We start from the raw sequence: 19,103 nt of genomic DNA, 5'->3' as shown, positions 1-19,103 counted from the left end.
CCGTGTATCCATTCGGCTGCACAAGGACGCGCTACGACTTTGACTTGCTGCATCGTACTATCCGAAAATCGATCTCGACTATCGGGCCAATGCAGGAATGAAGACGGGGAGATTTGCGTCCGTGCCCGAGCAGTTGAAAACGATAGCCGAGAACCTGAAGAGTTTCGGTCCGCAGCGCCTCGCCATAATGGGCGGCGTGGCCGCTTTCGTATTTCTGGTGATTGGCTTCGGAGCCTGGTTTCTCAATCGACCGGCCTATGAAACCCTTTACGTCGGGCTGGAGCGCTCGGATGTGAGCCAGATCGGGATGGTGCTCTCGGAGTCGGGCATCGGCTTCGACGTCGATTCCAGCGGCACCACCGTTATGGTTCCAGTTGGCAAGACCGCGCAGGCGCGCATGCTGCTAGCTGAAAAGGGACTGCCCACCAGCACGAATGCGGGCTACGAATTGTTCGACAATGTCGGCTCGCTCGGTCTGACCTCCTTCATGCAGCAGGTGACTCGGGTTCGAGCGCTGGAAGGCGAGATCGCTCGCACGCTACAATCGATCAGCGGAATAAAAGCCGCGCGCGTGCATCTTGTCATGCCGGAGCGCGCGAGCTTCCGCCGCGATGCCCAACAGCCCACCGCGTCCGTCGTCATTCGCACTACAGGCGTAAATGGGGTGCAGAGCGCCATGTCGATCCGTCATCTGGTCGCCGCCGCTGTTCCGGGTCTGAACTCCGAGAACGTTACGGTGCTGGATTCCGCCGGCACCTTGCTGGCATCAGGCGATGATCCGACCAACTCGGGCGCGGCACGATCGCTGATCGTGCAAAAGGAAGTCGAAAACCAGATCCAGGATAACATCCGCCGCGCGCTCCTTCCCTACCTGGGATCCGAAAACTTCCGCGCCTCGGTTGCCGCCAACGTCAACACTGATCAGCGCCAGATCGAAGAAATGATCTACGATCCGGAATCGCGCGTCGAGCGCTCGATCCAGACGGCCCGCATCAACGAAAACAGCAATCAGCGCCAAGGCGCATCGCCCACGACCGTCGAACAGAACCTGCCCGAGGCCGATCCGGCTGGCGGAGCAGGCCCGGAAACCAGCGAACAGAACGAACGCCGCGAAGAAACCACGAATTATGAACTTAGCTCGAAGCGGGTCGCGACCGTTTCCAACGGCTATGCCCTGGAAAATATGTCAATCGCGGTTGTCATCAACGAAGCGCGTTTGAACGAAATCCTCGGCGAGAGTGCAACGCCGGAACAGCGCCAGCAGCGTCTGGATGAAATCCGTGCAGTTGTTACGTCGGCCACCGGCTTCAATGAACAGCGCGGTGACGTCGTCAACGTTTCTTCGGTCGCCTTCATCGACGAGTTCGAAACAGCTTCTGCCGCAACATCGACCGTGATGACAATGCTCAATAATAATCTGAGCACCATGATCAATGCGCTTGCCTTCATTGCCGTTGCGGGCCTGGTGACGTTCATGGGGGTGCGCCCGGTCATCAAGGCGTTGTCGCAGCAACCAGCGGCTCAGATCGCGGCTTCGACGGACGCCTTCGAGGCTGAAAGCAATCCGCTCGATGGCGCGACGCCTGGTACGGCGGTTGCGCTCTCGCCTGCCGATGCTGCCGCCGCCGAGGCAAGGAAGGAAGCGAAGGAAGTTGCCGATCTGAAGGCAAAAATTCGCCCCAATCCGCAGGAGCGACTGACCAAGATGGTGACGCTGAATGAAGAACGCACAGCGATGATCCTGCGCAAATGGGCCGCAACGGAGGTAGCATGACCGCCGCCGCTCAACGCCTGGCAGCACTCCTTCCGGATTTTGGAACACCCGGCGCTGTAACGCCTTCCACGCCAGCTTCGTCCCATGTCATCCGCGCCGCCGCCCAGCCGAACACAGTTGCAAAGCCAAAGCAGCCAGACATTGCGACATTGATCGCCGATGCCGTAACCCAGGCAGAAAGCTTACTGCATGAGCGACTGGAGGCTGAATATCAGGCGCAAATTGCAGGCCGGCAGCAGGAGCACGAAGCCGCGATCGAAGCGCTGCGACTGGAAGCGGCGCAGCGGGAGGCGGATCTTATCGCCGTCAAGCTCGGCTTTCTTGAAAAGCACATCGTCGACACCGTAAGTGGAGCGGTCGGACAAGTGCTGGTGCAGGCCCTTTCCGAACCGCTACACGCACAGGCCCTCAATGCTTTCATACCTGCCTTGAAAACGCTGATGGCCGATGAAAACGCCCTGCGAATCGAGATCAGCGGGCCAGCCAATATGATAGCCGTGCTCAAAATGCGTCTTTCCAACCAAGGCTGGTCCATCGTCTGGCGCGAAACCGATACCCTCGACGTTACCGCTTCCTGCAATGGACAAGTTATCGGCACACGCCTTGGCGAGTGGTCGAAAACGCTTTCGGGACTTTTTTCATGAGCTTTCCAAACCCGGACCGCGATCATCAGGAAATCATCATCGTTCGTCGAGGACATGACGACGAACATGAGCATCATGGCGGGGTGTGGAAAATCGCCTTTGCCGACTTCATGACGGCGATGATGTGTTTCTTTCTCGTCATGTGGCTCATCAATGCCGCCAGCGACGAGACGAAGACTTCGGTAGCAAGCTATTTCAATCCGGTGCGCCTCGTGGACCCAACCGCCGGGACCAAGGGCGTGGAAACGCTCAAGCACAATACCGACGGAAACGAGGAAGAAGGCACGCCAAAGACCGAGCGCACTGACAACTTCCAGACCAAGGGCAGCAGTCTGCGCCGCGACGCCGGCACCGAAGCAGTGGGAGATCTTTCACCGAGCGAACAGTTCACGGATGGCAATCTGTTCTCCAACCCCTATGCCGTTCTGGCGGAAATCGCTGCCGAAACCGGCATGCGGCAGAATCTTTCCGACAAAGGCGATGGCGGCGCTTCGATTGCCGGTCCTGCAACCGGGGCTGCGGGCGGAGAAAGCTATCGTGATCCCTTTGCACCCGATTTCTGGTCACGCGAGATGAACCACGCGCAGATCGAAGAGACGTTTCCGGTGGAAAGCGCTGCAACGCAAGGTACGACTACCCCCCCTACCGAGCTGGAAAGGCAGGACACCTCCGCACAGGTGAAAGCTGAAGAGGAGGAAACGCAATACATCGCTTCTGCCGCGGCTCCATCTATCGAACAGGCCGAAGCCGCGATCGACAAGAACGCACTGGAGCCAACGTCGGCTCTCAATCAACGTCTCATTTCGGCCGAAACCCTTGCTCAGGAAATCGCCGCCGAACTCAGTGCTGCGCTGTCGGACTCGGAAGCACTGAAATCGAGCCTCTCGGTGGTTGCCACGGAAGAAGGCGTCGCCATCTCGCTGACCGACCAGATGAATTTTGGCATGTTCGAGATCGGTTCGGCCGTGCCACGCCGTGAACTGGTGCTGGCGATGGAAAAGATCGCGGCCACGCTCGTCAACCATCCAGGAAACATTCTGGTCGGCGGCCACACCGATGCCCGCCCCTTCCGCAATGAGACCTACGATAATTGGCGTCTTTCCAGCGCACGCGCGCAATCGGCCTATTACATGCTGGTGCGTGGCGGACTGGGTGAACAGCGCGTGAAGGAAATCCGCGGCTTCGCCGATCGCAAGCCCAAGATCCCCGAAGACACTTATGCCGCCGCCAACCGCCGGATAGAGATTTTGCTGGAGCCCGCTGGATGAAGGCCGCTTCGCTTGCACTCCTTCTTCTAGGATACGCACTCTTCCCGCTGGCGGCGAGTGAGAGCCTCGATGACGATCTCCAGCCTTATCAGATGGTACGGTCGCTGCAGAACCTGCAGGACCGGATCGCAGATGGCGACCATGCTGTCATGCCGATGCAGAACAAGCTGCTCGCAATGATAGATACGCGGCTACGTGCAACAACAGCGCAAGAGTTCAAGGACCGGCGCAACGTGTACGCGCTTCTCGTCTACGCGATGAGCGGCGGCAATCCGCGAACTGCCTCGGAGCTGTTGCCGATGGTCGACCCGACAATCGCTTCGCCAGCACTTATAGAAGGCATTCGCGCCCATGCTGAGGGGCGCCCGGGGGCGGCTTTGCCGGCACTGCTAAAATTCAACCCGATGTCGCTGGCGCCCGAAATCGGCGCACCGCTGGCGCTCCTTCTGGGAAACCTGGTCAGTTCGGTCGATAAGGCGCACGCCGCCCGCTACCTTGATATGGCGAGGTTACTGGCTCCAGGTACGCTGATCGAAGAGGCCGCCTTGCGCCGCACGCTTGATCTTTCCTTGCAGATGGACGACCCGGAGCGTTTTCGCAACGCCGCCAGCGAGTATGTACGACGTTTCATTCTTTCACCTTATGCTGGACAGTTCGCCTCCGGCTTTATCAATGGCGTACTGAAATTCGATGACCAGATCGCCTTCTCTGAAATAGCCGAGCTGGCAAATGAAATGGGTCTCGAGCGGCGCCAGTATATCTTCCTGGAACTGGCGCGGTTCGCGGCCATAGAAGGGAAAAACGAACTTGCCCGTATGGCCTCGGAAAAGGCGCAGACGACGGGACAAGAACCGGGCGAGCATGATGCCATGCGCGCGCAGCTTTATTCGTCCGTCAGTTCGGTAGCGATGGAGAATGTCGAGGAGACGATGGAGCGGCTGCACGCTATCGACCGCGACAAACTTAATCGCGATGATAGGCACCTCCTGGACGCGGCTCTCAATGTTGCGGCAACCATGCTCGCACCGCCGCTGGCAGCCAAACCAGCCGATCAGCTAGACGCCGTAATCGTCGAGGACACGACTCCAGCGCGCCCGCTTCGGGACGTGCCCCCCGATTCCCGTCTCGAACGAAGCCGCGCCATGCTGGCAGATATAGACCGCCTGCTGGAGGGGAGATGACATGCCGACAGTAACCAGAAATACGGACCTCTTGTCGGCGTTTACCGTGCCCGCAAAATCAGGTTCTGGCGAACGGAGGTCAGACGAAGGCTTTGCGGAAGCTCTTAAGGAAAAAGGGCAAGATGCGGCAAGCCGCGCTTCGTTACATGTCGTTCCAACCGAAACCGCAGCGCAGGATACGATGAGCGAAACGACCTTTGGCGCGAAGACCTCTCTTGTCGAGCGCCTCTCTCGCAGCTTTGCCGAGCGCGGAAATGGCACCGAAAAAGAAAAGGGTGATGCGCAAGGTTTCGAGATACCGGATCATAATGCCGCCCCTCTCGGCAAGGCCGAAATCACGCCCGGGAACACAAAGGCCGAGGACGAGTTGAACGACTCCCTTCTGGTTGAGTCAGCGAAGCTAGAACCATCCGCTATTCAAAGCAGCGCGGCCGCCATAACCGCGGAGCAACAGAATGTTCCGGTGGATGCCGGGGCTGACGCGTCAGCGCGGATTCCGCTCATCATCAGCAATTCCGAGATGCCCGGTCTCCGCATCACAATCCGTGAATTACGGAAGGACACCGCAGAATCGAAGGACCGAATTTTCCTGTCGTCGCTATTGAACCAGACCGCCTCAAATGACGCACAGCAAACGCTGGCAATGCCAGGCAAGACCGGTGAAGCCACGAACGCTGCAATCGGAAACGGCCCAAATTTCGCGAAGAATCAGCGACAAGCGACCGGTCTATCGTTCGACAGCAGCCTCAAGAACGATCCAGCGCCGCGCGATCCGATCAAGATCGAGGTCGTTTCGAACCAATCTATCCCCACACCGCAGCGCCTTGGCGACACTGCATCGGGCCTTCTCCAGCAGCTTTCGGCACAGCTGACCCAGCCTGTCGCAGCCTCAGTTCCCGCGCAGCAAGTCCATCAGGGGCAGGCAACCGTGTCTTCCGCGACACACCTACTCAAGGTCAATCTAAATCCTGCCGAACTCGGGGCAGTGGTAGCCAGTCTTCACCTGAGCGGTTCTCACCTAAAGGTTGCAATTCAAACCGAATCAGTCGAGGCCTACCGCCAGCTCAGCATGGACTCCGATGCGCTGGTAAAGGCACTCCAATCAATGGGCTACGACGTCGATGGCGTAACTGTTCAGCCACCGCAGGCCATGCAGCAAAGCCAGGCAAGGGCAGATGGATCACAGGCGGGCCACCCTGGTTTCGCCAACCATGATGACACGCAGTTCACCTCGCAACAGGGGCGCTCCGATGAGCAGTCGCAGCATGAAAACAGATCGGGCGTTGAGCGCAATATCGCCGCATCGTCTGAGCAGACTGCGCAAACTGGCGATGGTCCTGAGCGCTCTGGCCTGTCTGACAGCACTCGCTACATCTAACTCTATTGCCGCAAACAGTGCCGGAAACGCGTGCGAACGTGAGATCGAACGGGCTGCGAAACGCTACGGCGTGCCAACCGGGATTCTTTATGCCGTGGGTCTGACTGAGACAGGAAACAGAGGGTCCCTTCAAGCTAACACACTGAATATCCACGGAAAAGCGGTATTTGCAAAAAGCAGGGCAGACGCAATCTCGACCTTCAATGCGGCGCGCGAAAGCGGCCAGACCCTGATTGATCTCGGCTGCATGCAGATCAATCATCGCTACCATTCTCAGCATTTCACTTCGGTTGCTGACATGCTTGATCCTGCATTGAATGTCGACTACGCAGCCCGCTTCCTGAAAGAGCTCGTGGGGCGTCACGGCAACTGGACCATGGCGGTAGCGCGTTACCATGCTGGACCCGACAACGACCCTGCTCAGAAACGTTATGTCTGTCGCGTCATTACCAATCTCGTTGCGAGCGGCTTCGGTGAATGGACTGCGCAGGCAAAAAATTTTTGCGACACATGAAAAGTCATAAAAGAGTCAATCTGCCATTTCGCGCTCGTCGCCCGGAAATCCGCTTCAATTCACAGATTGTGACACAACGCAACTTAAGCGATTCATGACTCACTAAATTACACATATGAAAAATCGCAGTATCCCCGATTCGGGTCGAGAGTTACCCAATCGTTAATTCCACAAGGCATCTGATTCGGGGCGAGTTGATGATTGTGATCGTAGAGGAGCGCGAGCTCGTCAAAGAGGGCTATGGCGCTCTTTTAGATAGTGAAGGCGTTGCAAGCGCCGGTTTTAAGGCGAATGAATTCAGCGAATGGGTCCAAAGTGTGGCTCCGGACGATCTGCGTTCGGTACGTGCCATTCTGATGGGTGAGGACGCGGTTGCGAACCTTCATCCGCACACCATCCGAAATCGCATTTCGGTTCCGATGATTGCGTTGTCCGATCGCAACTCTCTGGAGAACACGCTGCAGCTTTTCGAGGCAGGCGTGGACGACGTTGTGCGCAAACCGGTCCATGTTCGAGAAATTCTCGCTCGCATTGCCGCGATACGCCGCCGGGCGCAGGAAGAAACGAACTTTCTCGACATCGGCGAATTACGGGTTTTCATGGATGGCCGCGACCCGGAAATTTCCGGTGAGGTTCTGCCGCTTCCCCGCCGCGAACGTCGCATCCTTGAATATCTGGCCACCAATAATGGCAGACGCGTTACCAAGACCCAGGTTTTCAACGCGATCTATGGCATCTTCGACGACGAGGTCGAGGAAAATGTGGTGGAGAGCCACATCTCCAAACTGCGCAAGAAACTGCGCCAGAAGCTGGGCTATGACCCCGTGGATTCGAAGCGTTTCCTTGGCTATCGCCTTGCCACCGGCGCGGAATGAAACCGCTTTCCGCCAGCCTCGCGCAAGCCAGCTGGCATAAGCTTTTCCGCAGAGAGATGGGCATGACGCCCGAATATGTTGATGACAGGAGATAGGCGATGAGCCTTTACGGAATGATGCGGACCGGCGTTTCGGGTATGAACGCGCAGGCCAATCGCCTTTCAACCGTAGCAGACAACATCGCCAATTCCAGCACGACTGGCTACAAGCGCGCCTCGACCGAATTCTCTACCTTGCTGATGCCGCGCGCAGGTGGCGACTACACATCTGGCGGCGTCAATACGACGGTTCGCACCTCCATAGCACAACAAGGCGATCTCAGGTTCACCTCCCAAACCACGGACCTTGCGGTCAATGGCGATGGCTTCTTCGTTGTGTCCGATGCTGCGGGACAGCAGAAATTCCTGACTCGTGCCGGTTCGTTCGTGCCGGATTCGGAAGGCCGCCTGGTGAACGCTGCGGGTTACTACCTGATGGGCGTCGTGCCCGGTACCGGCATTGCCTCGAGTCTCGATGATTTCACCCAGGTCAAGATTTCCACCGACGGCATGGAAGCGACGGCGAGCACGAAGGGCAAGCTGTCTTTCAACCTGCCATCCAATGCGGTGGCCGGCGATACGCACTCCACCTCGATGACCACGTATGACAGCTACGGCAACGAGGTGAAGGTCGCAGTCGAATTCACCAAGACGGCTGGCGTCGACGAATGGACGATGACGGCAACACCCGAGGGTGGCGCGGCAGTAACGCAGACATTGACCTTCGACCCGACAACCCACAGGATCGCGGATGGCGCGACAATCGAGTTTGACGTTCCCGGCGGCAACCTCGTCGCCATTGATCTTTCGGGATCGACAACGCTTGCGGCCGATTTTCAGGTGCAGAATCTCAGCACGGATGGCAACGCGCCAAGTGCGATAGAATCCATTGAGATCGGCAAGGACGGTACGATCTACGCCAACTACGCCAGCGGTGCCTTCAAAGCGATCTACCAGATCCAGCTTGCGACCGTGAACAGTCCGGACCAGCTCTCGGTGCAGAGCGGTAATGTCTTCACGCAGGGTACGGACTCAGGCGAGTACCGCTTTGGCATCCCCGGCGATGGCGCCTTCGGCCAGATCCAGTCGGGCGCATTGGAAAATTCCAATGTCGATATCGCCGAGGAACTTACCAACATGATTGAATCGCAGCGTAGCTACACGGCAAATTCCAAGGTATTCCAGACCGGCTCCGATCTGATGGACGTCCTCGTCAATCTGAAGAGATAACCGGCTGAGCAACTTTTCAGCGGAACGCATATAGATATGTCCCTTTCCTCGGCACTTTCCATCGCGCAATCGGCCCTGCTGAATAATTCTCGGCAGACCTCGGTCATTTCTACGAATGTTGCCAACCAGGGAAACGCAGACTATGCGCGTCGCTCCGGCGTTCTCGTCAGTCAGGGAACAGGCGGTGCACGCCTGATACAGATCCAGCGCGCCGCCAACGAGCAGCTGATGCGCCAAAATCTGACGGCGCAATCGTCCTACGAGGGACAGAAAGCGTTGATGACCGGTCTCGACAAGCTCATGAGCGGTGTCAACGGCATAGATAATGCAAGCTCTGCCAGCGCCTTGATTGGCAAGTTGCGCGAAGCGCTGGACCTATACGGCGCAACGCCCTCCAATAAGACATTGGGCGACACCGTTGTCGAAACTGCTTCGCAACTTGCCCAATCGTTGAACAATGCCAACACGTCGGTTCAGGCAACGCGCACACAGGCCGACGCCGACATTGCAAATCAGGTAGACACGCTCAACGAATTGCTGACGCAGTTCAAGGACGCGAATACTGCGGTCGTCAACGGGACGCGCGCTGGTCGAGATGTGTCGGATTCGCTGGATCAGCGCGACGGTCTGCTGAAGCAGATCGCCAATATCGTGCCGGTCTCGACCATTACGCGGGGTGATAACGATCTCGTCGTGATGACATCCGGCGGCGCTATGCTTTTTGAAACGAACCCGCGCAGTGTGACGTTCGAGCGCTCCGAAACACTGGCCGCCGGTGTCGATGGAAACGCCGTCTATATCGACGGTGTGGCGCTTGACGCCGGCACCGGCGCGAACACAACCGCCCAAGGGTCGATTGCGGGGCTGCTGCAGTTGCGCGATACGGTGGCGCCTACCTTGCAAAACCAGCTTGACGAGATCACGCGCGGCCTCATTACGGCATTCGCCGAAACGTCCAATAGCGGTAATCCTGCCCTGACCGGCCTCTTCACGTGGGACGGCGCGCCAGAATTGCCGGCGGATGGAACCTTGATCGCCGGCCTTTCACGTCAGATCAAGGTCAACGATGCCTATAAAGCCAATTCGGAATTATTACGCGATGGCGGCGCGAATGGCGCGGACCATACGCAAAACGACACTGGAGCAGCTTCCTTCAGCGACCGTTTGATCGCCTTGTCCGATGCACTTGATGAGCCGAGGGCATTTTCATCCGACGCAGGTCTCGAAAGCAGCACGCGATTGGAAGATTTTGCCAGCTCTTCGGTAGGCTGGTTGGAAAGCGCCCGGAAAAGCGCAAACAGCGCCGCAGAAACCAAGGCCGCTTATCTCAATTACGCCTCAAGCGCATTGTCCTCTGCCACCGGCGTCAATATCGATCAGGAAATGTCCACACTGCTCGATCTGGAACACTCCTACTCCGCAACCGCCCGTATCATATCTACCGTCGATGCCATGTTGGCCGAACTCCTAGCAGCAGTGAGATAAGCCCGTGAAAGCTTCCTACGTCTCCTCATCCGCCATTTCCGAAGCCCTGCGTTACTCGCTGTCGCGCATGCAAAAGGACTTGGTGCAGAACCAGCAGGAAGCAACGCTCGGCCGGCACGCCGATGTCGGTCTGGCCCTTGGCGCCTCTACCGGACAGGCCGTTTCGCTTCGACGTGATACGGACAGGCTGAATAGTCTGCTGAATGCCAATAGTCAGGCAACCAATCGACTTGAGGCAACCCAGGCTTCCCTCACCGTTGCGCAGGAAGCCTCAACAAAGTTTCTGACGACGCTGACGGCAGCGACCGGCGGCAATGTCCATCGCTCCGTTCTTGCCGCCGAAGCGAAAAGCACGCTCGCCCAGCTCACGGACGCCCTCAACACCTCCATTAATGGCCAGTTTATCTTCGCGGGCATCAATACCGACGCCAAACCGGTCGCCGATTTCAATGACCCAAACTCGCAAGCACGCCAAGCTTTCGAGACGGCCTTTGAAACCCGCTTCGGTTTTGCAATGGATGACCCTCAGGTTGCCACCATTCCAGCGGAAGACATCGTGTCGTTCGTCGATACGGAAGTGAACGAATTGTTCATGGGCGATGGCTGGGGCGAGCATGTATCGAGCGCCAGCGACCAGTTGATTTCCGCTCGAATCAGCCTGAACGAAACCGCGGATGTTTCGGTCAGTGCCAATGAAGATGCCATTCGGCAGATGATGATGGGTGTGGTCACGATAACTCTGCTGGCGGACACGCCTCTCTCGACCGATGCGATGAAAGCAGTCACCGATCGCAGTCTTGAGCAATTCGGCGGGGTTGTTGGCGAGATCGGCCAGCTGCAGTCACGCACCGGTATTATCCAGAATCGCGTCAACTCGGCATCAACGCGCGTTGAAAGCCAGGTTCAGGTCTTTCAAGCCATGACCCTCGATCTGGAATCCGTTGATCCTTACGAGGCAGCCACGAAGGTAAATGACCTCCTGACACAGATCGATGTCGCTTATGCGCTTACTGCGCGCATCCAAAATCTAAGCCTGCTCAACCACCTGAGATAATGCGTATCCACGCACCCGTCCGAACCGGAGACGCTCCCTTGTATCAGTTTTCCTACGCCGACGTTCAGACCGATTCCATGGTTGATGCGCGTGAGCGTGAGCGCCAGTTGCTCGACCGCTCTATCGAAATGCTGCAGGATGCAAAGGGCACGGGCGCCACATCGCGGCCGACAATAGAGGCCGCACATTTCACCATGCGACTCTGGACAACCTTCATCGAAGACCTCGGCACGAGCGACAATTCGCTGCCCAAGGAGCTTCGCGCCAACCTGATTTCGATCGGCATCTGGGTCGTGCGGACGCTTGAAGACATTCGTGCCGGCAGATCGGAAGATTACGATGGCGTCATCGAGATTTCACGCATCATTCGCGACGGCATCCAATGAAGAAAAGCATCAAGATATCGCTGAAACCCGGCGAAAAAATCTACGTTAACGGTGCCGTGATCCGCGTGGATCGCAAGACCTCGCTTGAATTTCTTAACGATGTCCAGTTCCTGCTTGAAAATCACGTCATGCAGCCCGAGCAGGCAACGACACCGCTCAAGCAGCTCTATTTCATCGTGCAGGTGATGATGATGAGTCCGCATGATTGTGAGCAGGCAAAAGCTCTGTTCCAGCGGTCCATTCCGGTTCTTCTCCACACCATCAAGGTGCCGGAAATCCTTGCTGGTCTTAAGCATATAGACGCTCTTGTCGCACAGGGCGATGTCTATGAGGCGTTGAAGCAAATTCGTACACTCTATCGCTTCGAAGAGCCTGTCGTGACCGAAACCGATGAAACACCGGCCCTTCGCGCCGTTGCTGGAGAGTAAGATGACGACAGTATCCCAGACGTCCGGCGTCAGCACCCACAGTACAAGTTCCGCCAATGCGACGTCAGCTGCTTCCGCTGCCAGTGTAGATTACCAGTCCTTTCTGAAACTGCTCATCGCGCAGATGCAGAATCAGGATCCGACAGCACCGATGGACGCTACGCAATACGTCTCCCAGCTTGCCACTTTTTCTCAGGTTGAGCAGACCATCCAGACCAATAACAAGCTCGATCAGATCATGCAGTCATCGATGTTGTCGCAGGCTGGCAGCATCATCGGTCTCAAGGTGACATCGGCTGACGGAGAAACCTCCGGCATCGTCAAGTCGGTGAAACTCTATTCCGACGGCATGATCGCGACCCTGGATACAGGCGCCGAACTCGCGGTGGGGCCAGGCGTCACCATTTCGCCTGCACAAGCCTGAGGCACTTGATCCATGAACGAGGCGGATGCGCTCGATATCGTCCAATATGCAATCTGGACCGTCATCACCGCCTCCGGTCCTGCCGTTGCCGCTGCAATGCTCGTCGGCATAGGCATCGCACTTATTCAGGCTTTGACGCAGGTGCAGGAAATTACCCTAACCTTCGTTCCCAAGATCATAGCAATCTTCCTCATGATCGCCGTGACAGCACCGTTCATGGGCGCGCAAATATCCACGTTTACGAATCTGATCTTCGAACGGATCGAAAACGGATTCTGATAAAGATCGCGTTCACGAAGCGATGTACTAAGGGATCCGCGTCCAGCGATCAGGCGATTTTCTTACCGTTCTGAAACGTTCCGACAAAATCAAAAGCTTGGCTTTTCTTGAGGCGGTGCCACAAATAAGCGGGTTGATAGGCGTGACTTTCAAGCTTGAACGTATTTCTGAGTTCTGAATTCACAACTCCTTGTATGGCAAGCTGTTCTGCAACCATCTGATAGCAAAGAACCACGTGGCCGGAACAAAAGAATGAGTATCCACCATCATACAAGCGATCAATAATACGATTCGTGTTATCGCGATCTTTCAGTTTTGCTCTTGAGAAAATGGCACGGGCCGCCCCTTTCGCACCAAACATATTGTACGAAACAGGGCCGCTGAGTTTGCTGCGGCCATCTTTAAAGCTTCCGGTGACGTTAAGCAGGCTTCCATCGGTTCCGGTCTTCCAAAATCTGGCCCTATCCATCATCATTCTGGCTGCTTCAGCTGCACCAGCAGCAACCTCAGTATCCTTGCACCGGAAAACATCGTAAACATACTGAGCATTCCGCTCCATCAAGCCATTTTCACCGATGCCAGCGCCACTCATTTCAATGATGCTTGTGGAAGAGCTTGCAATTCCTGCATGCGTGTATTTTGACGGTCCAGTGCCGAAGCTTTGAGCAAATGCGATGACCCTGCTTGTTACCTTTCCGTCATGACATTTTACAAGAATATCGCCCTTATAAATCGAATTAAATTTATTTTTAGACATCTAGTCTACCACCTGAAATAAAAAAATACCTTCATTTATCCCTGATTTATTCATTTTCAGAAAATTTATTGATCTGGATTTTAATACTGATATTCCCTCGATCTTTACGATCGAGGCACACCCGCTTCGCGCAAGCTTGAGTCGCTAGAAATCTGGTCCAAAGGCGGAATTCCGTCGAGATGACAGGACTGGCTCATGGCGATCGCCGATATTCTGACCGCACCCAAGTCGCAACAAAGCGGCCGCGACATCGGCTTTGCCTTGGGTATCGTGGTCATTCTGGCTGTTCTTTTTCTGCCTATACCAGCATTCCTGATCGATATGGGGCTGGCCTTCTCGATTGCCGTCTCTGTGTTGATTCTAATGGTCGCATTGTGGATTGACCGGCCGCTGGACTTCTCGTCCTTCCCAACAGTCTTGCTCATTGCCACGATGCTGCGCCTGGCACTCAACATTGCCACCACCCGCGTAATCCTTTCGCATGGTGCGGAGGGCACGCATGCGGCAGGCTATGTGATCTCGGGTTTTGCCAATCTCGTGATGAGCGGCGACTTCGTAATCGGCCTCGTCGTCTTCATGATCCTGATCATCGTCAATTTCATCGTCATCACCAAAGGTGCCACGCGTATCGCTGAAGTGGGCGCGCGCTTCACCCTTGATGCCATTCCCGGAAAACAGATGTCGATCGACGCTGATCTTTCTGCGGGCTTGATCGACGAGAAGCAGGCGCAAAAACGCCGCAGCGAACTGGAAGAAGAAAGCTCCTTCTTCGGCTCGATGGACGGCGCATCGAAATTCGTACGCGGCGATGCGATCGCCGGCCTCATCATCACGGCGATCAACATCGTAGGCGGCATCATCATCGGCTATTTTCGCCACGGCATGGAACTGAGCCAAGCTGCTGACGCCTACGTCCGTCTTTCGGTTGGCGACGGTCTTGTGACGCAGATTCCGGCGCTCATCATCTCATTGGCTTCAGGCCTGCTCGTTTCCAAAGGCGGCACCCGCGGCTCAGCCGACAAGGCCGTCTTTGGCCAGCTCGGCGCCTATCCACGCGCGCTTTTCGTCGCAGCAACCCTGCTGACATTCCTCGCACTGATGCCTGGCCTGCCCTTTCTGCCCTTCGCGACGCTGGCTGTTATCATGGGCTTCATCGGCTATATCGTGCCGCTACGCCTTGCCCGCGCGAAAGCCGAAGAAGACAAGATTGCTCGACAGAAAAATCTCGAGAAAGTCGATGAAGAGCAAAACTCCATCAGGACCTCGCTCAAGACGCCGGAAGTCGAACTCGTTATTGGCAAGCAGCTCTCCATGCGTCTTTCGACCTCGCATCAGGAGCTGACCTATCGCATGGGCCGCATGCGCAAGAAGTTCGCCGTGGCATATGGATTCGTCGTGCCGGAGGTGAAGCTGACCGACGATTTCGCCATTCCGGGAAAAGGCTACCGCATCAAGATTCATGGTTCGGTGGTCTCGGAATATCAAATGCGCGTCGGGGAAGTAATGGTCTTGCTCGGTAATCGCCCTACCCCACAAATCCCTGGCGAGGAAGTACGCGAACCGGCCTTCGGCATGCGCGCCTATTCGGTACCGGAAGCCTTCATCGAAGACCTGAAGCGCGAACAATTCGCCTATGCAGACAATCTTTCGGTGCTGCTGACACATCTCTCGGAAGTCATTCGCAACAACCTGCCGCAGCTTCTTTCCTACAAGGACATGAAGGCGCTGATCGACCGTCTCGATCCGGAATATCGCAAGCTGACAGACGAGATCTGCTCCAGCCACATCTCTTATCCGGGTCTGCAAGCCGTTCTGAAAATGCTGCTGGCCGAGCGAGTATCGATCCGAAATCTGCACCTCATCATCGAAGCCATTGCAGAAATTGCCCCGCACGTGCGCCGCACCGAGCAAATCGTTGAACATGTACGCATGCGCATGGCGCAGCAGATTTGCGGCGATCTCACCGAGAACAATGTGCTCAAAGTCCTGCGCCTCGGTAATCGATGGGATCTTGCCTTTCACCAAAGCCTCAAGCGCGATGCAAAGGGAGAAGTGCGCGAATTCGACATCGATCCGCGTCAACTCGAGGAATTCGGGCAGCAGGCGAACCAGACGATCCGCGCGCATCTGGATGCCGGCGAACGTTTCGCCATCGTGACCGCCCCGGAAGCGCGCCCCTATGTCCGGATGATCATCGAGCGCATGTTCCCGACATTGCCGGTGCTGAGCCACGTCGAAATCGCGAAGGGAGTCGAAATCTCCGTAATGGGATCGATCGCGTGAATGCGAGCCTGGAGCAGCTCGTTCTCGCGGCAATGATTGCTTTTTGTCGCGTCGGCAGCTGCTTTCTTCTGATGCCAGGCTTCTCAAGCATCCGTCTGCCTGCGCAAATCCGCTTGTTCATCGCGGTGGCAGCAAGCCTGACCATTCTCATGATGCTATCCAACCGCATCCTGCCCTTTGTTGACTCGCGCCCCGCAATCCTCCTGCCTCTGATGGCATCTGAAATCATGATAGGGGGCCTGATCGGTCTGCTGACGCGCGTCTATTTGCTGGCGATCCAGTTCATGGGATCAGCAATTGCCATGACCATGGGCTTCAACAATATGGTCGGCACAGCGATCGAAGAACCGGAGCCACAAGCAGCCATAACGACGCTGATCAGCTTTTCCGTTCTGCTCGTTCTCTTTACCTTCGACTTCCACCATGAAGTCATTCGTGCGCTGATTGCATCCTATGACGTCGCGCCGCTTCAGGGCATTTTCCCGACACGGGCGTCGCTTATCGATCTTACTGATACGCTCGGGGAGAGTTTCATGGTGGCCCTGCGTCTTGGCAGTCCGTTCATCGCCTATGGGCTGCTGGTCAATCTCGCCATTGGCTTCATCAATAAGCTGACACCCCAAATCCCGATCTACTTCATCTCCCTGCCCTTCGTCATCGCGGGCGGTCTTGTGCTGCTTTATTTTGCAGTTCCGACTTTCCTCTCCCTTGCTGCCGATTCATTTATTCCGACGACGATAGGCCGGTGATGCGCAACGATCCCAGAAAGCTCGCCCGGCTCGTCAAATTGCAGCGTCAGGTGGAACAACTGCATGCGGCAAGACAGGGGCAACTTCTTGCGCAAAAGCTGGCTGCGGAGAAGGAAGCAGGACAGCTTATCGAACAGGCAAACCGAGGCGGCACGACCGCACAGCTGTTTCCGGAACTCTACTACCGCCACATTAACGAATGCGCGGCGCGTGGCGTACAGAAAGGCGAGGCTGCGGCCATTGAAGGCGAGACACGAGCAACGGTGCGACGTCGTGCCGAACGACTGGAAGAAAAACTGGTCGAGGCAAGGCGTAATGAGGAGCGACAGCGCGAGGAGTGCGAGAATCTTGAGCGCATCCAGAATACGAGCGTCAAAATCGCGGCAAGGTTCAAACAAGTTTGACCTGTCATAATGGCTTCATCGAACAAGGAGACGTGCGTCTTGGCTATTTCCCCTCCCGGCGACATCGTGATGGATGTGGTGCGCGCCGCCGATCCGACGAAGGCTGCACAGGCACGCGAACAGCTGACGCTGGCACGATCCTCCGCCACCTCCGGCAATTCGGTCTCATTTAATGTCGGACGCCTCGCTGAGAAGAAGACCGCCCCGGAAAGCTTCGTGAAATTCGAAGCCATGGTGCTGCAGAGCTTTGTCCAGGCGATGCTGCCAAAGGACGCCGAGCAGGTCTACGGCAGCGGAATTGCCGGCGATATGTGGAAAGGCATGATGGCCGAGCACATCGCCGATGCGATAGCCAGGGGTGGCGGCATCGGCATCGCCGAGAAGGTACTCAACGGCCACACGGTCGATGAAGAAGGCAACAAAACCGCCGTCATGGGTATTGTTGATTCCGCGATCGGCGATAAGGACCGCGAGGCGCTTCGCTCTGACGCGCTCGTGAGCAAAATTCAGACAGAAATCATGCGCGGGCTGGACGAGCCGCGTAATGCCGAAACGATAAACAAAACCAGCAGGCAAGCGACATGAACGAGATCGCATCTTCCAATCAGCTAACGGTCGCAGCAGCCGGGTCCTCCTCGGAGAAGGCCAATGGCGCACTGTTTTCGATCCTTGCGCGCGTCGAGCGGACGATCGAGGAAGAAACCAATGCATTTCGCACCAATCGCGACTTCGATATCGGTGCCTTCAATGCCCGCAAGAGCCGCTGCCTTTACGAACTCAACCGCGCGATCAAAGACATGGGAACCAGCGACCTTGACGGTGCGCTGGAAACGGGTCTCGTGCGCCTCAAGCGCAAGCTCGAGGAAAACGAGACTGTTATCCGCGCCCATATCACGGCCGTAACCGAGGTGGCGGTGCTGTTGCGTGACACGATCGAGAGGAGCGAAGCCGACGGCACCTACTCGGCCAACGAATTCGGCGCGGTGAAGGAGGCATGATCCGCCTCCTGATCGCCGCCGTCTGGATCTGCGCCGTCACCGCGGGGGCTGTGTTCTATTCCTACGGGTCGGCGGGATCATCAGCAAGTGCCAGCGCCCCCGCGTCCCACGGCGCACGAGAGGCGGCGAAGACGGAGATCATGTCAGTACCAGTCGTACGTGACGGCCGCATCAATGGCTATTTTCTGGCTCGTTTCACCTATATCGTCGACAAGACGGCAAAAAGCGCATTGCCGATTCCGGTCGATACCTTGCTGCTGGATCAATTGCACACTTATCTATTCGCGAACCCGCAGATCGACTTCGAACAAACGAAGACGGTCGATCTCGATGCACTGCGCAACGGCTTGAAAGAATCGATCAACGCCCGCACCAATTCGGAACTCATTGCCGATGTGCTGGTCGAGCAGGTGGACTATCTCGCACGCGGCGACATTCGCAACCAGCGCGCCGATCGCATGGCGCGTGACAAGCCACGTTCGACGCAGACAGAGACGAGCACGTCAGCATCTCACTGAGTACATATCGTTTTCAATTTACATCGACGTAAACGTCAATATTATGCCGCTGCGGTGATGGAGCGGCAATTGGCTTCATGCATTATTTTGGCTGAGCCGGATAATCGGCAGACGAAGAATTACAGGGAGCGACAATGAGCATCGAAACGCTTGCAAGCCAGATTCAGTCGAAACTCGACGGCAGTGGCTTTTCCAGGAATGTCAAGCTGGACCTCGGCAGCGATGGCGTCATCGTGTTGGACGGCGAAGTCGTGTCCACGGAAAACAGCGATGCCGACTGCCTGATCGAGGTTTCGAAGGACAATCTGGAAAAGATCGTCGCTGGAGATTTGAACCCTACCACCGCGGCTATGACCGGAAAGATGAAGATCAAGGGCGACATGTCCGCTGCCATGGCGCTTGCCGGCGTTCTCTGATTCCATCATCTACGAAAACA

22 protein-coding genes are annotated in these 19,103 nt (G+C 56.5%); 21 read left to right on the top strand and 1 reads right to left on the bottom strand.

Annotated features, from left to right (window positions below; translation table 11 throughout):
* Nucleotides 1-121 precede the first annotated feature (121 nt).
* The 14 genes from fliF to fliQ all read left to right on the top strand — a co-directional run bounded on the left by fliF (nucleotide 122) and on the right by fliQ (nucleotide 12,958).
* Nucleotides 122-1,774, top strand: a complete 1,653-nt coding sequence (fliF, locus tag IE151_RS03280; protein WP_189487895.1) for a flagellar basal-body MS-ring/collar protein FliF — start codon at nucleotides 122-124, stop codon at nucleotides 1,772-1,774.
* Nucleotides 1,771-2,418 carry a hypothetical protein gene (locus IE151_RS03275; RefSeq protein ID WP_189487894.1) on the top strand — a complete coding sequence of 216 codons (648 nt, stop codon included), beginning with the start codon at nucleotides 1,771-1,773 and terminating at the stop codon, nucleotides 2,416-2,418. The genes fliF and IE151_RS03275 overlap by 4 nt, the downstream gene beginning before the upstream one ends.
* The gene (locus IE151_RS03270) at nucleotides 2,415-3,686 is read left to right on the top strand and encodes a MotB family protein (RefSeq protein WP_189487893.1); all 1,272 of its coding nucleotides are present in this window, start codon (nucleotides 2,415-2,417) and stop codon (nucleotides 3,684-3,686) included. The genes IE151_RS03275 and IE151_RS03270 overlap by 4 nt, the downstream gene beginning before the upstream one ends.
* The gene (locus tag IE151_RS03265; RefSeq protein WP_189487892.1) at nucleotides 3,683-4,867 is read left to right on the top strand and encodes a chemotaxis protein; all 1,185 of its coding nucleotides are present in this window, start codon (nucleotides 3,683-3,685) and stop codon (nucleotides 4,865-4,867) included. Before IE151_RS03270 ends, IE151_RS03265 begins: the two co-directional genes overlap by 4 nt.
* 1 nt (nucleotide 4,868) lies before the next feature.
* Nucleotides 4,869-6,245, top strand: coding sequence for a flagellar hook-length control protein FliK (locus tag IE151_RS03260; RefSeq protein ID WP_189487890.1), 1,377 nt, complete (start codon nucleotides 4,869-4,871; stop codon nucleotides 6,243-6,245).
* On the top strand, nucleotides 6,199-6,759 hold the full coding sequence (locus IE151_RS03255) for a lytic transglycosylase domain-containing protein (RefSeq protein ID WP_189487888.1): 561 nt from the start codon (nucleotides 6,199-6,201) through the stop codon (nucleotides 6,757-6,759). Before IE151_RS03260 ends, IE151_RS03255 begins: the two co-directional genes overlap by 47 nt.
* Nucleotides 6,760-6,956: 197 nt before the next feature.
* Nucleotides 6,957-7,634 carry a response regulator transcription factor gene (locus IE151_RS03250; RefSeq protein ID WP_189487886.1) on the top strand — a complete coding sequence of 226 codons (678 nt, stop codon included), beginning with the start codon at nucleotides 6,957-6,959 and terminating at the stop codon, nucleotides 7,632-7,634.
* Nucleotides 7,635-7,732: 98 nt separating this feature from the next.
* A complete protein-coding gene (locus tag IE151_RS03245; RefSeq protein WP_189487884.1) occupies nucleotides 7,733-8,902 on the top strand; it encodes a flagellar hook protein FlgE in 1,170 nt (389 codons plus the stop codon).
* A 36-nt stretch (nucleotides 8,903-8,938) separates the two neighbouring features.
* On the top strand, nucleotides 8,939-10,387 hold the full coding sequence (gene flgK, locus IE151_RS03240; protein ID WP_189487882.1) for a flagellar hook-associated protein FlgK: 1,449 nt from the start codon (nucleotides 8,939-8,941) through the stop codon (nucleotides 10,385-10,387).
* Between the two features lie 4 nt (nucleotides 10,388-10,391).
* Nucleotides 10,392-11,441 carry a flagellar hook-associated family protein gene (locus tag IE151_RS03235; protein ID WP_189487880.1) on the top strand — a complete coding sequence of 350 codons (1,050 nt, stop codon included), beginning with the start codon at nucleotides 10,392-10,394 and terminating at the stop codon, nucleotides 11,439-11,441.
* A gap of 38 nt (nucleotides 11,442-11,479) precedes the next feature.
* Nucleotides 11,480-11,827 carry a flagellar biosynthesis regulator FlaF gene (gene flaF / locus IE151_RS03230; RefSeq protein ID WP_189487878.1) on the top strand — a complete coding sequence of 116 codons (348 nt, stop codon included), beginning with the start codon at nucleotides 11,480-11,482 and terminating at the stop codon, nucleotides 11,825-11,827.
* Nucleotides 11,824-12,255 (top strand): flagellar biosynthesis repressor FlbT, encoded by a 432-nt coding sequence (flbT, locus tag IE151_RS03225; RefSeq protein ID WP_189487876.1) that lies wholly within the window; start codon nucleotides 11,824-11,826, stop codon nucleotides 12,253-12,255. Before flaF ends, flbT begins: the two co-directional genes overlap by 4 nt.
* 1 nt (nucleotide 12,256) lies before the next feature.
* Entirely contained in the window at nucleotides 12,257-12,679 is a 423-nt protein-coding gene (flgD, locus tag IE151_RS03220; protein ID WP_189487873.1) for a flagellar hook assembly protein FlgD, read from the top strand.
* A 12-nt stretch (nucleotides 12,680-12,691) separates the two neighbouring features.
* Nucleotides 12,692-12,958 carry a flagellar biosynthesis protein FliQ gene (gene fliQ / locus IE151_RS03215; RefSeq protein WP_189487871.1) on the top strand — a complete coding sequence of 89 codons (267 nt, stop codon included), beginning with the start codon at nucleotides 12,692-12,694 and terminating at the stop codon, nucleotides 12,956-12,958.
* A gap of 49 nt (nucleotides 12,959-13,007) precedes the next feature.
* Here fliQ and IE151_RS03210 read toward each other — a convergent pair whose 3' ends face one another.
* Complete coding sequence (locus IE151_RS03210; RefSeq protein ID WP_189487869.1) at nucleotides 13,008-13,715, bottom strand: hypothetical protein; 708 nt, start codon at nucleotides 13,713-13,715, stop codon at nucleotides 13,008-13,010.
* 195 nt (nucleotides 13,716-13,910) lie between these two features.
* Between IE151_RS03210 and flhA the strand changes: the two genes are divergently transcribed.
* From flhA to IE151_RS03175, 7 genes are all read left to right on the top strand, one after another.
* On the top strand, nucleotides 13,911-15,998 hold the full coding sequence (flhA, locus tag IE151_RS03205) for a flagellar biosynthesis protein FlhA (RefSeq protein ID WP_189487867.1): 2,088 nt from the start codon (nucleotides 13,911-13,913) through the stop codon (nucleotides 15,996-15,998).
* Nucleotides 15,995-16,747 (top strand): flagellar biosynthetic protein FliR, encoded by a 753-nt coding sequence (gene fliR, locus IE151_RS03200; RefSeq protein WP_189487865.1) that lies wholly within the window; start codon nucleotides 15,995-15,997, stop codon nucleotides 16,745-16,747. Before flhA ends, fliR begins: the two co-directional genes overlap by 4 nt.
* Complete coding sequence (locus IE151_RS03195) at nucleotides 16,747-17,151, top strand: hypothetical protein (RefSeq protein WP_189487863.1); 405 nt, start codon at nucleotides 16,747-16,749, stop codon at nucleotides 17,149-17,151. The genes fliR and IE151_RS03195 overlap by 1 nt, the downstream gene beginning before the upstream one ends.
* A 39-nt stretch (nucleotides 17,152-17,190) precedes the next feature.
* Nucleotides 17,191-17,736, top strand: a complete 546-nt coding sequence (locus IE151_RS03190; RefSeq protein ID WP_189487862.1) for a rod-binding protein — start codon at nucleotides 17,191-17,193, stop codon at nucleotides 17,734-17,736.
* Nucleotides 17,733-18,149 carry a hypothetical protein gene (locus IE151_RS03185; RefSeq protein ID WP_244636590.1) on the top strand — a complete coding sequence of 139 codons (417 nt, stop codon included), beginning with the start codon at nucleotides 17,733-17,735 and terminating at the stop codon, nucleotides 18,147-18,149. The genes IE151_RS03190 and IE151_RS03185 overlap by 4 nt, the downstream gene beginning before the upstream one ends.
* Nucleotides 18,146-18,667: a hypothetical protein gene (locus IE151_RS03180; protein WP_189487861.1), complete on the top strand. Its 522-nt coding sequence runs from the start codon at nucleotides 18,146-18,148 to the stop codon at nucleotides 18,665-18,667. The genes IE151_RS03185 and IE151_RS03180 overlap by 4 nt, the downstream gene beginning before the upstream one ends.
* 134 nt (nucleotides 18,668-18,801) lie before the next feature.
* Entirely contained in the window at nucleotides 18,802-19,083 is a 282-nt protein-coding gene (locus IE151_RS03175) for an SCP2 sterol-binding domain-containing protein (protein ID WP_189487860.1), read from the top strand.
* Nucleotides 19,084-19,103 lie beyond the last annotated feature (20 nt).

The sequence above is a fragment of the Limoniibacter endophyticus genome (assembly GCF_014652835.1).
GTDB classification, from domain to species: Bacteria; Pseudomonadota; Alphaproteobacteria; order Rhizobiales; family Rhizobiaceae; genus Limoniibacter; species Limoniibacter endophyticus.
This window is presented reverse-complemented; position numbering and strand designations above follow the sequence as displayed.

Excerpts from the sequence above, each read along its gene's own strand:
- IE151_RS03275 (WP_189487894.1), top strand. The coding sequence starts at position 1,771 with ATGACCGCCGCCGCTCAACGCCTGGCAGCACTCCTTCCGGATTTTGGA.
- IE151_RS03270 (WP_189487893.1), top strand. The coding sequence starts at position 2,415 with ATGAGCTTTCCAAACCCGGACCGCGATCATCAGGAAATCATCATCGTT.
- IE151_RS03265 (WP_189487892.1), top strand. The coding sequence starts at position 3,683 with ATGAAGGCCGCTTCGCTTGCACTCCTTCTTCTAGGATACGCACTCTTC.
- IE151_RS03260 (WP_189487890.1), top strand. The coding sequence starts at position 4,869 with ATGCCGACAGTAACCAGAAATACGGACCTCTTGTCGGCGTTTACCGTG.
- IE151_RS03255 (WP_189487888.1), top strand. The coding sequence starts at position 6,199 with ATGGTCCTGAGCGCTCTGGCCTGTCTGACAGCACTCGCTACATCTAAC.
- IE151_RS03250 (WP_189487886.1), top strand. The coding sequence starts at position 6,957 with ATGATTGTGATCGTAGAGGAGCGCGAGCTCGTCAAAGAGGGCTATGGC.
- IE151_RS03245 (WP_189487884.1), top strand. The coding sequence starts at position 7,733 with ATGAGCCTTTACGGAATGATGCGGACCGGCGTTTCGGGTATGAACGCG.
- flgK (WP_189487882.1), top strand. The coding sequence starts at position 8,939 with ATGTCCCTTTCCTCGGCACTTTCCATCGCGCAATCGGCCCTGCTGAAT.
- flbT (WP_189487876.1), top strand. The coding sequence starts at position 11,824 with ATGAAGAAAAGCATCAAGATATCGCTGAAACCCGGCGAAAAAATCTAC.
- flgD (WP_189487873.1), top strand. The coding sequence starts at position 12,257 with ATGACGACAGTATCCCAGACGTCCGGCGTCAGCACCCACAGTACAAGT.
- fliQ (WP_189487871.1), top strand. The coding sequence starts at position 12,692 with ATGAACGAGGCGGATGCGCTCGATATCGTCCAATATGCAATCTGGACC.
- IE151_RS03210 (WP_189487869.1), bottom strand. The coding sequence starts at position 13,715 with ATGTCTAAAAATAAATTTAATTCGATTTATAAGGGCGATATTCTTGTA.
- flhA (WP_189487867.1), top strand. The coding sequence starts at position 13,911 with ATGGCGATCGCCGATATTCTGACCGCACCCAAGTCGCAACAAAGCGGC.
- IE151_RS03195 (WP_189487863.1), top strand. The coding sequence starts at position 16,747 with ATGCGCAACGATCCCAGAAAGCTCGCCCGGCTCGTCAAATTGCAGCGT.
- IE151_RS03185 (WP_244636590.1), top strand. The coding sequence starts at position 17,733 with ATGAACGAGATCGCATCTTCCAATCAGCTAACGGTCGCAGCAGCCGGG.
- IE151_RS03180 (WP_189487861.1), top strand. The coding sequence starts at position 18,146 with ATGATCCGCCTCCTGATCGCCGCCGTCTGGATCTGCGCCGTCACCGCG.
- IE151_RS03175 (WP_189487860.1), top strand. The coding sequence starts at position 18,802 with ATGAGCATCGAAACGCTTGCAAGCCAGATTCAGTCGAAACTCGACGGC.